The sequence below is a fragment of the Stenotrophomonas terrae genome, from assembly GCF_001431465.1.
Lineage (GTDB): Bacteria > Pseudomonadota > Gammaproteobacteria > Xanthomonadales > Xanthomonadaceae > Stenotrophomonas > Stenotrophomonas terrae.
The window spans coordinates 59,655-70,043 of sequence record NZ_LDJJ01000056.1; the positions used below are offsets into that span (position 1 = coordinate 59,655).

General features: G+C 63.4%; 7 protein-coding genes. 5 read left to right on the top strand and 2 right to left on the bottom strand.

Going from position 1 to position 10,389, the window contains the following annotated elements; all coding sequences use genetic code 11:
* Positions 1-51 precede the first annotated feature (51 nt).
* Positions 52-1,779 carry a type IV-A pilus assembly ATPase PilB gene (pilB, locus tag ABB27_RS15880; protein ID WP_057629762.1) on the top strand — a complete coding sequence of 576 codons (1,728 nt, stop codon included), beginning with the start codon at positions 52-54 and terminating at the stop codon, positions 1,777-1,779.
* Between the two features lie 279 nt (positions 1,780-2,058).
* Here the strand turns inward: pilB and ABB27_RS15885 are convergent, their stop codons facing one another.
* Together ABB27_RS15885 and ABB27_RS15890 are read right to left on the bottom strand one after the other, a co-directional pair.
* Positions 2,059-3,462 (bottom strand): sigma-54-dependent transcriptional regulator, encoded by a 1,404-nt coding sequence (locus ABB27_RS15885; RefSeq protein WP_057629763.1) that lies wholly within the window; start codon positions 3,460-3,462, stop codon positions 2,059-2,061.
* Positions 3,463-3,520: 58 nt separating this feature from the next.
* Positions 3,521-5,146, bottom strand: a complete 1,626-nt coding sequence (locus ABB27_RS15890) for a sensor histidine kinase (protein WP_057629764.1) — start codon at positions 5,144-5,146, stop codon at positions 3,521-3,523.
* 255 nt (positions 5,147-5,401) lie between these two features.
* Between ABB27_RS15890 and sucC the strand changes: the two genes are divergently transcribed.
* The 4 genes from sucC to ABB27_RS15910 all read left to right on the top strand — a co-directional run bounded on the left by sucC (position 5,402) and on the right by ABB27_RS15910 (position 10,199).
* Entirely contained in the window at positions 5,402-6,571 is a 1,170-nt protein-coding gene (gene sucC / locus ABB27_RS15895) for an ADP-forming succinate--CoA ligase subunit beta (protein WP_057629765.1), read from the top strand.
* 21 nt (positions 6,572-6,592) lie between these two features.
* Positions 6,593-7,468: a succinate--CoA ligase subunit alpha gene (sucD, locus tag ABB27_RS15900; protein ID WP_057629766.1), complete on the top strand. Its 876-nt coding sequence runs from the start codon at positions 6,593-6,595 to the stop codon at positions 7,466-7,468.
* A gap of 711 nt (positions 7,469-8,179) precedes the next feature.
* Positions 8,180-8,560, top strand: coding sequence for an endonuclease domain-containing protein (locus ABB27_RS15905; protein ID WP_057629767.1), 381 nt, complete (start codon positions 8,180-8,182; stop codon positions 8,558-8,560).
* A gap of 1 nt (position 8,561) precedes the next feature.
* Entirely contained in the window at positions 8,562-10,199 is a 1,638-nt protein-coding gene (locus tag ABB27_RS15910) for an NAD+ synthase (protein ID WP_057629768.1), read from the top strand.
* The last annotated feature ends 190 nt before the right edge of the window (positions 10,200-10,389 follow it).

The window sequence follows — 10,389 nt, forward strand, 5'->3', positions numbered from 1 at the left end:
GGTTTACAGGGGCATGAGGTAATCTGGAGCCTGCTTTCAGGGGACGCCTCAATGAATGTTGCCAACGTAAACCTCGTCGGAATCACCGGCATTGCCCGCCGGCTGGTCCAGGATGGTGCCTTGGATGAGGCCCTCGCCCGCACGGCGATGACCCAGGCGGCCGACGCCAAGGTGCCATTGGCGCAGTGGCTGGCTGACAAGAAGCTGGTGAGCGCCGCGCATATGGCCGCTGCCAACGCCATGGAATTCGGCATGCCTTTGCTGGATGTGTCGGTGTTTGATGCCAGCCAGAACGCGATGAAGCTGGTCAGCGAGGAATTGCTGCGCCGGCATCAGGTGCTGCCGCTGTTCAAGCGTGGCGGCAAACTGTTCGTGGGCACCAGCAACCCGACCCAGCAACTGGATGAGATCAAGTTCCAGACCAACCTGGTGGTCGAGCCGATCCTGGTCGACGAGGATCAGATCCGCCGTACCCTGGACCTGTGGCTGGCCAGCAACGACTCGCTGGGCGACAGTCTGGCTGGTGACGATGAGGGCATGGGCGATCTGGACGTTGCCGCCGGCGACGAGGACATGGGCGGCGGTGGCGACACCGGTGTGGATGCCAAGGGTGATGACACCCCGGTCGTCAAGTTCGTCAACAAGGCCCTGGTCGATGCCATCCGCAAGGGCGCTTCGGATATCCACTTCGAGCCCTACGAAGATGATTACCGGGTGCGCTTCCGCATCGATGGCCTGCTCAAGAGCGTCGCCAAGGCGCCGGTGAAGCTGAATCAGCGTATCGCCGCGCGTCTGAAGGTGATGGCGCAGCTGGATATCGCGGAAAAGCGCGTGCCACAGGATGGTCGCATCAAGCTCAATCTGTCCAAGAGCAAGCAGATCGATTTCCGTGTCAGTACCTTGCCGACCCTGTTCGGCGAAAAGATCGTGCTGCGTATCCTTGACGCCAGCGCGGCCAAGCTGGGTATCGACAAGCTTGGTTATGAGCCGGACCAGCAGAAGCTGTTCCTGGATGCGATCCACAAGCCTTACGGCATGGTGCTGGTAACCGGTCCGACCGGTTCGGGTAAGACGGTGTCGCTGTATACCGCGCTGGGCATCCTCAATGACGAGACCCGCAATATCTCCACGGCCGAGGACCCGGTGGAAATCCGCCTGCCAGGCGTGAACCAGGTGCAGCAGAACAACAAGCGCGGCATGACCTTTGCCGCGGCGCTGCGTTCGTTCCTGCGACAGGATCCGGACATCATCATGGTCGGCGAAATCCGTGACCTGGAGACCGCGGAAATTGCGATCAAGGCCGCGCAGACCGGTCACATGGTGCTGTCCACGCTGCATACCAACGACGCGCCGCAGACCATTGCGCGTCTGATGAACATGGGTATCGCACCGTACAACATCACCTCGTCGGTGACCCTGGTGATCGCCCAGCGTCTGGCGCGGCGCCTGTGCTCGAACTGCAAGCGGCCAACCCAGTTGCCGGAAAACGCCTTGTTGGCCGAAGGCTATACCGCCGAGCAGATCGCCAAGGGCATCAATCTGTTCGAGCCGGTGGGCTGTGATGAATGTACGGAGGGCTACAAGGGCCGTACCGGTATCTATCAGGTGATGCCGATGACCGACGATATCGCGGCAATCGTGCTGCAGGGCGGCAATGCGATGGATATCGCCGATGCTGCGCAGAAGATCGGCATCAATGATCTGCGCCAGTCAGCGCTGATCAAGGCGGCGCAGGGCACCACCAGCCTGGCCGAAATCAACCGCGTGACCAAGGACTAAGCCTCACCCGTAGTGCCGAGCCATGCTCGGCAGGGGGCCTTCCCGGTAATGCCCTCAAAGCACCCTCACCCCAGCCCCTCTCCCGCAAACGGGAGAGGGGCTAGAACTGTAGTGCCGAGCCATGCTCGGCATGGGGCTTTACCCGCGAAAGGCGCCCTCACCCCAACCCCTCTCCCGTAAACGGGAGAGGGGCTCAAGCAGCAGTGCCGAGCCAGGGGGCCTTCCCGGTAATGCCACAGCCGAGCATGGCTCGGCTCTACCAGGGTTCCAGCCGTTTGCTTACTCCATGCCCAGCTTTTTCAGCTTGTAGCGCAGGGCGCGGAAGGTGATTCCCAGCTGGGCTGCGGTCTTGGTCTTGTTCCAGCGGTTCTCTTCCAGCGCCTTCTGGATGACCGTGCGCTCCATCTGCTCGATGTAGGAGGGCAGGGCGGCGTTGGCCGGGTCGATATCGACAACCGCTTCCTGGACGACGGCAACGGCGGCTGTCGCAGTGCCGTCGGCGGCGGCACGCTGCACAGCGCTCTGCGGTTGCGGCAGGCGCAGGTCGCTGGCATCAATGCGGTCGCCATCGGCCAGGGCCAGCGAACGCTCGAGGATGTTTTCCAGTTCGCGGACGTTGCCGGGAAAGGAATAGGCATCCAGCGCTTCCAATGCAGAAGCGGCCAGCTGCGGCGGCTTCTGGCCTTGCGATTGCGCCAGCCGTTGCAGGATGGTGTCGGCCAGTTGCGGCAGGTCGCTGCGGCGTTCCCGCAGCGGCGGCACCCGTAGCTCGATCACGTTGATGCGGTAATACAGATCGTGGCGGAATCGCCCGTCCTGCACCAGCGTGCCCAAGTCTTTATGGGTGGCCGAGAGTATGCGCACATCAACCGTGACTTCGGTGGCCGCGCCTACCGGGCGGACCGATTTTTCCTGGATGGCGCGCAGCAGCTTGACCTGCATCTGCAGCGGCAGTTCGGCCACTTCGTCCAGGAACAGGGTGCCACCATTGGCGGCCTGGAACAGGCCCGGCTTGTCGGCATGGGCGCCGGTGAAGCTGCCCTTGCGATGGCCGAAAAACTCGCTTTCCATCAGTTCGCCGGGGATGGCGCCGCAGTTGACCGGAATGAACGGCCCGGCCGCGCGTGCGCCCTGGTCGTGGATGGTGCGGGCAACCAACTCTTTGCCGACGCCGGATTCACCCAGGATGTAGACCGGCGCCTGGCTGCGCGCGACCTTGCCGATGGTGGCGCGCAATTCGTCCATTGCCGGCGAGCTGCCGAGCAGGCGGGTCGCGTTTTCCGGCGGTGGCGGGGTGCTGGGGCGGGCTTCGTTGTTCAGCTCGATGGCGTGGCGGACCAGGCCGCGCAGCACATTGATGTCCACCGGCTTGCTGACAAAGTCGAAGGCGCCGGCCTTCAGGGCTTCCACCGCCAGGTCCATGCTGCCGAAGGCAGTGATCATCGCCACCGGCGTGGCCGGATGGTCGCGGGTGATCTCGGTCACCAGCTCGATGCCATTGCCGTCGGGCAGGCGCATGTCGGTCAGGCACAGGTCGAAATGGTTGCTTGCGAGCAGCTCCCGGGCCTCGGCAAGGTTGGCGGCGGTGCTGATCCGCAGGCCCATCCGGCCGAGGGTGAGGACCAATAACTCGCGGATGTCGCGTTCGTCGTCGACGATCAGGGCGCTGTGTGTTGCGTTCATGAATGGAACGATAGCCGAGGTAGAGGCATGTCTACAAACGATTGCATCGAAAAATGGATCATTGGCGCTCGCTGCGGGCAAACGCGGTTTTCGGGGTGCTCAGGGTCAGCCGGAAGCAGGCGCCGCCAGCGGGAATGGACACGTAGTCCAACTGGGCCTGGTTGGCCCGGCAAAGTTCCCGCGCGATATACAGGCCCAGTCCGGTGCCGTGCTCGGAGGTGGTGTAGAACGGCCGGAACAGCTGGCTGGCAATGGCATCGGGGATGCCGGGGCCGCGGTCCATTACGTCGATCACCGCATTGCGCCCGGCCGAGGCCACGCGGATGCGGATACGCGCCGGTTCGTCGGCCATCCGGCCATATTTGAGGGCGTTGTGGACCAGCGCGGTCAGCACCTGGTGCAGATGCCGCGGGTCCATCATCGCCACCACCGATGGCTCGCGGATCACCGCTTCCAGGCTGTCGTTTTCCAGTGACAGGGTCTGCCGGTACTCGATCACGAAGCGGCGTACGAAGGCAGCCAGATCGAGGTTTTCGGGGTTGGCACGTTCGCGCCGGGCCAGCGCCAGTACGCTTTCGACGATGCCGTTGGTGCGTTGGCATTGCTGGTGGATGATCTGCAGCAGGCGGCGGTCGGCCTCTCCCAGGTCCTCCGATTCTTCCAGCAGCTGGGTGGCGTAGTTGATCGCCGCCAGCGGGTTGCGGATTTCATGGGCCAGGCTCGCCGAGAACCGGCCCAGGGTGGACAGCGTCAGCGATTCGGCCCGCCGTGAGACCACCGTGGTGTCGTCCAGGAAGATCAGTGACATGTCACTGTCGGCCAGCAGGCGGGCAAAGCGCGGCAGCACCTCGGCCTGCTCGGGGGCAAGCTGCAGCGGTGGCTCGTCTTCGTGCCAGCCATTGCGCCAGCGTTGCAGGCGTCGCGCCAGTTCGGGCGAGGCGATGCTGAGCGCGACCCGGTCGATGGCCAGCGCGCCTTCCATGTCGCCGAGCAGGGCGGTGGCCGCTTCATTGGCCAGGGTGATGCGGCCATTGGTATCTACGACCAGTACGCCGGTGCGCATGCGGCGGATGATCAGCTCGTTCACTTCGAACAGGTTGGCCACTTCCACGCCGCGTTGGTCGGCCAGCTGCTGGGTGCGGCGGGTGCGGCTGCCGATCTGGTAGGCAATGAAGGTCAGCGCCAGGTAGCTGGTCACGAACATTGCCAGCTCGGCCAGGGTGCGGGTGTTCTGGCTGCCTTCCAGCATCTGCCAGATGTATTCGGCAATGCTGGCTGCGCAGGCCAGCAGCGCAAGCAGCACCGCAGGTGACAAGGGCAGCAGCAGGCCGGCCGCGGCGATGTTGAACAGCAGCGACATCGAGATGCCGGCGCTGGCGCCGGGCAGGGCGTGGCTGAGCAAGGTGGCGGCGATGATATCGATCACCACACTGCCAAATACGATGCGCTGCAGCCAGCGCGCGTTGCGGCCCCAGATCAGCAGCGCTGCCGAGACCAGCAGGTAGGCAATGGAGACTGTCTGCGCCAGCAGCGGCTGGTGCGCCTCACCCACCATCGAGGTCAATGGCCCGAATACCAGCGCGCTGAGCAGTGCGGCGACCAGGACCCGGTACAACGCAAAAAAGTACAGCTCGCGCGTTGGGATGGATTCGATGCGGTCGATGATCGACGGACTGGGGGCCAAGCCGGATCTCCTATCCAAGCGTAATCGCGCCAGTATAGGTGCGCCGGCCAGCCTGCGGGGGGCTTGGCGGCCTGCCCGCCAATCATTGGCAAGTTGCTGAATTAACAAGCAAAGACGTGCCGTTCTTGGCGATTTGTACAGACTTCTTTGCGTGCCGGGCCGCCGTCGGCGACAATATTGGGCCCGCCCGCCCTGCAAGTAGGCCATTTTCGGCCCTGTAGTTGCGTGCGGTCGTTCCTATTCCCACGGTGACGCATGAATTTTCACGAGTACCAGTCAAAACAACTGCTTGCCGAATACGGCATCCCGGTCCCGGCCGGCAAGGTCGCTGCGACCCCGGACGAGGCTGTAGCTGCTGCCCAGTCGCTGGGCCAGGGCCCCTGGATGGTCAAGGCTCAGATCCACGCTGGCGGCCGCGGCAAGGCTGGCGGCGTCAAGTTCTGCAAGACCACCGACGACGTCAAGGCCGCTGCGGCCAAGATGCTCGGCACCAAGATGGCTACCTACCAGACGGCTGGCGTTGAGCTGCCGGTCAACCTGGTGCTGGTGACCACCGCCGGTGAGATCGTCAAGGAGCTGTATCTGTCGGTGCTGGTTGACCGTGGCACCAAGACCATCACCTACATCGCTTCTTCGGAAGGCGGCGTGGAGATCGAGCAGGTTGCTGCTGAAACCCCGGAGCTGATCCATTCGCTCAACGTCGACTTCGTTGAAGGCGTGCAGGGTTACCACGGCCGTGATTTCGGCTTCAAGCTGGGCCTGACCGCCAAGCAGGCTGGCCAGTTCGCCAGCATCATGGTCAACCTGTACCGCCTGTTCAACGAAAAGGACCTGGCGCTGGTTGAAATCAACCCGCTGGCCATCCTCGACGACGGCAACCTGTACGCGCTGGACGGCAAGTTCGACAGCGACGACAACGCCGCGTTCCGCCAGAAGGCCCTGGTCGCCATGCGCGACAAGACCCAGGAAGATCCGACCGAAGTGATCGCTTCGGAGCTGGACATCAACTACGTCACCATGGACGGCAACATCGGCTGCATGGTCAACGGCGCAGGCCTGGCCATGGCCACCATGGACGTGATCAAGCTCAACGGCGGCGAGCCGGCGAACTTCCTGGACGTGGGCGGCGGTGCCAACAAGCAGCGCGTCATTGAAGCGTTCAAGCTGATCCTGTCCTCGGACAAGGTCGAAGGCATCTTCGTCAACATCTTCGGCGGCATCGTCCGCTGCGACATGATTGCCGAAGGCATCATTGCCGCCGTGAAGGAAGTGGGCGTCAAGGTTCCGGTCGTGGTGCGCCTGGAAGGCACCAACGTGGAAGAAGGCAAGCAGCTGCTGCGTGACAGCGGCATGGCCATCATCCCGGCTGACAACATCAACGACGGCGCCAAGAAGATCGTTGAAGCTGTCAAGAACGCCGCCTGATCCGACACCGAAGGAAATCCAATGTCTGTTTTGATTAACAAGAACACCAAGGTGATCGTGCAGGGCTTTACCGGCCAGCAGGGCACCTTCCACGCCACTCAGATGGTTGAGTACGGCACCAAGGTTGTTGGCGGCGTGACCCCGGGCAAGGGTGGCACCACCCATATCGACCTGCCGGTGTTCAACACCGTGGCCGAAGCCGTTGAGAGCACCCACGCTGACGCATCGGTCATCTACGTGCCGCCGCCGTACGCGGCCGACGCGATCCTGGAAGCCGCTGCTGCTGGCATCAAGGTCATCGTCTGCATCACCGAAGGCATCCCGGTGCTGGACATGCTGCGCGTCAAGAACGTGCTGACCCGTTCGCATCCGGACACCGTGCTGATCGGGCCGAACTGCCCGGGCGTCATCACTCCGGGCGAGTGCAAGATCGGCATCATGCCGGGCCACATCCACATGCCGGGCAAGATCGGCATCGTGTCGCGTTCGGGCACCCTGACCTATGAAGCGGTCAAGCAGACCACCGAAGTCGGCCTGGGCCAGTCCACCTGCATCGGCATCGGTGGTGACCCGATCAACGGCCTGAACTTCGTCGACTGCCTCAAGCTGTTCAACGAAGACCCGCAGACCGAAGGCATCATCATGGTTGGCGAAATCGGCGGCGACGCTGAAGAAGCCGGTGCTGAGTACATCAAGCAGTTCGTGAAGAAGCCGGTTGTCGGCTTCATCGCAGGTGCTTCGGCTCCGGCCGGCAAGCGCATGGGCCACGCCGGTGCGATTGCATCGGGCGGCAAGGGCACGGCGGAAGGCAAGTTCGCGGCGATGGAAGCCGCTGGCGTTGTCACCGTCCGCTCGCCGGGCGACCTGGGCGCTGCCATCGCGAAGCTGGTCAAGTAAGACTGCGCTTCAGTGATTTGAGAGAGGCCACCTTCGGGTGGCCTTTCTTGTTTTTGGGGTTGGGGGAGAAGAGCGGGAGCGGATGGCAAAGCAGGGGCCGAAGCAGGGGCCGAAGCAAGAGCCGAAGCAAGAGCTTGCCCTCACCCCTACCCCTCTCCCGCAGGCGGGAGAGGGGACAGCAAAGGCACAAGGCCGAGGCAATGGCCAAGGCCAGAGCCAACGCCACCGCCACCGCCAGAGCTAGAGCTAGAGCTAGAGCCAGAGCCACCGCCAGTGCCAAGCAAAAAAGCCAAAGACCGGGGCAACCTCCAAGGCAAAGGCAGAGGAAAAAGGCCGAATTAAGCCACTGCCCCTTGGATGGGTGACACACCCAGCTCGAAATTTTGAGCATGCCCTATTCTCATGCTTTGGGCTCCGGGCTCCGGGCTTTGGGCTTTGGGCTTTGGCATGGTATGGCATGGTATGGCATGGGTTGGCTTGGCGTTGGCGTTGGCTCTGGCTGTGGCTGTGGCTGTGCTCCACGCTGTTGCAGTTGCTTTCCCCTCTCCCGCTTGCGGGAGAGGGGTAGGGGTGAGGGCAAGCTTCTGCCTTTGCTTCCTGGCCCCTGGCTCTTATCGCCAACGCAACGGAAATCACCCAATCGGCAAGCCTTGTTTCCCCGATTCCAACCAACGTTCCCCCAAGCAATCGTCTTCCAATCAGGAGACGACCATGCGCAAAGGCAGCAAAACCAATACCGCCCGTGCCCTGCGCCGGCGCATGACAGAAGCCGAGCGGCGGATCTGGTACTTCCTCAGGAGCCGTCACCTGGTCGGATTCAAGTTCCGCCGGCAACACCCCATCGGCCCCTATGTCGTGGATTTCGCCTGTCTGGCGCACAAACTGGTGATCGAACTGGACGGCAGCCAGCACGCCGCCGACCCCAATGACCTGCGTCGTGACGCCTTCCTGCACTGCAACGGCTACCGTGTGCTGCGCTTCTGGAATAATGAAGCCCTGAGCCACACTGCCGCGGTCTGCGAAAGCATCCTGCGCGCGGCGCTGGCAACACCAAGCCCCCGCAGGGTGCGGGGCCAAGCAGAAGGTTGTTGATATGTCCCAATCGCTACGCATCGCCCTGGCCCAGTTCGATTTCCCGGTCGGGGACGTGGACGGCAACGCCAGCCGCATCATCGAGCTGATGCACGAGGCGCGCGACGAATACGGTGCCGATGTGGTGCTGTTTCCGGAACTGGCCATCAGCGGCTATCCGCCGGAAGACCTGCTGATGCGGCCGGGCTTCCTGCGCAGCTGTGAGCAGGCGCTGGCGCGGGTTGCGGCCGAAGCGCAGGGCATCGTTGCCGTGGTCGGTTGGCCACAGAGCGCCGGCGCGGTGGTCTACAACGCGGCCAGCGTGCTGCGTGAAGGGGCAATCGCCAGTACCTATCGCAAGCGTGAGCTGCCCAACTACGCGGTCTTCGACGAGCGTCGCTACTTCGACGTCGACCCGGACGGTGGCAATTGCGTATTCGAGGTCAACGGGGTGCAGCTGGGCCTGGTGATCTGTGAAGACCTGTGGTTCCCGGAACCGCTGGCGGCAACCGCCAAGGCCGGCGCCGAGCTGGTACTGGTGCCCAACGCATCGCCATATGAACGCGGCAAGCACGCCCAGCGCGATGCGCTGTTGGCCGAGCGCAGCCGCGATACCGGGGTTGCCATCGCCTACGTCAATACGGTCGGTGGCCAGGATGCGGTGGTGTTTGACGGTGCGTCGGTGGTGGCCGATGGCGATGGCACGGTGCACCCGGCCGCGGTGGCCTTCAGCGAAGAGATGCTGGTGGTCGAATACAACGTCGCCGCACGCAGCTTCATGCCGCTGCATTGGATCGACGATGGCGATGAGAGCATGGATGCGTTGGCCTGGCGCGCGGTGACCCGCGGCATCCAGGACTATTGCGGCAAGAACGGCTTCAGCAAGGTGTGGCTGGGGCTGTCTGGTGGCATTGATTCGGCACTGGTGCTGGCCATGGCGGTCGATGCGCTGGGCGCGGAGAACGTTACTGCCGTGAGCATGCCCTCGCGCTATACCGCCGATCTGTCCAACGATCTGGCGGTGGAGCAGTGCAGGGCGCTCGGCGTGAAGCTGGAAACAGTACCGATCGAGCCTGCCTTCCAGGGGTTGATGCAGTCGCTGTCGGCAATGTTCGAAGGCCAGGCGGCCGATGTCACCGAGGAGAACCTGCAGTCGCGCAGCCGTGGCGTGATCCTTATGGCGTTGAGCAACAAGTTCGGCGGGCTGCTGCTGACCACCGGCAACAAGAGTGAGTATGCGGTGGGCTACGCCACCATCTACGGTGATATGTGCGGTGGCTACGCGCCGTTGAAGGACCTGTACAAGACAGAGGTCTATGGGCTGTCGAAGTGGCGCAATACGGTGGGTGGGGCGCCGGTGATTCCGCCGGCAGTGATCGCGCGCGCGCCTTCGGCCGAACTGCGCGACAACCAGACCGACCAGGACTCGCTGCCTGCCTACGATGTGCTGGATGGCATCCTGTACCGCTATATCGACCAGGAGCAGTCGCGCGAGGATATCGTCGGCGCCGGTTATGCCCCGGAAATAGTGGACCGGGTGCTGAAGCTGGTGCGCATCAGTGAGTGGAAGCGCCATCAGGCCGCGCCAGGGCCCAAGGTGTCGCGCCGCGCCTTTGGCCGCGAGCGCCGCTACCCGATCAGCAACGGCTACCGCGGCTGAGTTGCGGGCGGATGTGTGGTGCAGACAGAGGGGCCGCAAGGCCCCTCTGTCGTTCTGCTCGCTCCTCCCGCGAAGGGGCTGGAGCACTACGAGCGCAAGCAATGCGAGCCCCTCTCCCGTTGCAGGGCGAGAGGGGGCGCTTGCGAACCATTGGTTCCCGCTCACTCGAGCGCCCTTGCGCCAGCGCAAG

Coding starts and splice junctions, on each gene's coding strand:
- pilB (WP_057629762.1), top strand. CDS start 52: ATGAATGTTGCCAACGTAAACCTCGTCGGAATCACCGGCATTGCCCGC.
- ABB27_RS15885 (WP_057629763.1), bottom strand. CDS start 3,462: ATGAACGCAACACACAGCGCCCTGATCGTCGACGACGAACGCGACATC.
- ABB27_RS15905 (WP_057629767.1), top strand. CDS start 8,180: ATGCGCAAAGGCAGCAAAACCAATACCGCCCGTGCCCTGCGCCGGCGC.
- ABB27_RS15910 (WP_057629768.1), top strand. CDS start 8,562: ATGTCCCAATCGCTACGCATCGCCCTGGCCCAGTTCGATTTCCCGGTC.
- sucC (WP_057629765.1), top strand. CDS start 5,402: ATGAATTTTCACGAGTACCAGTCAAAACAACTGCTTGCCGAATACGGC.
- sucD (WP_057629766.1), top strand. CDS start 6,593: ATGTCTGTTTTGATTAACAAGAACACCAAGGTGATCGTGCAGGGCTTT.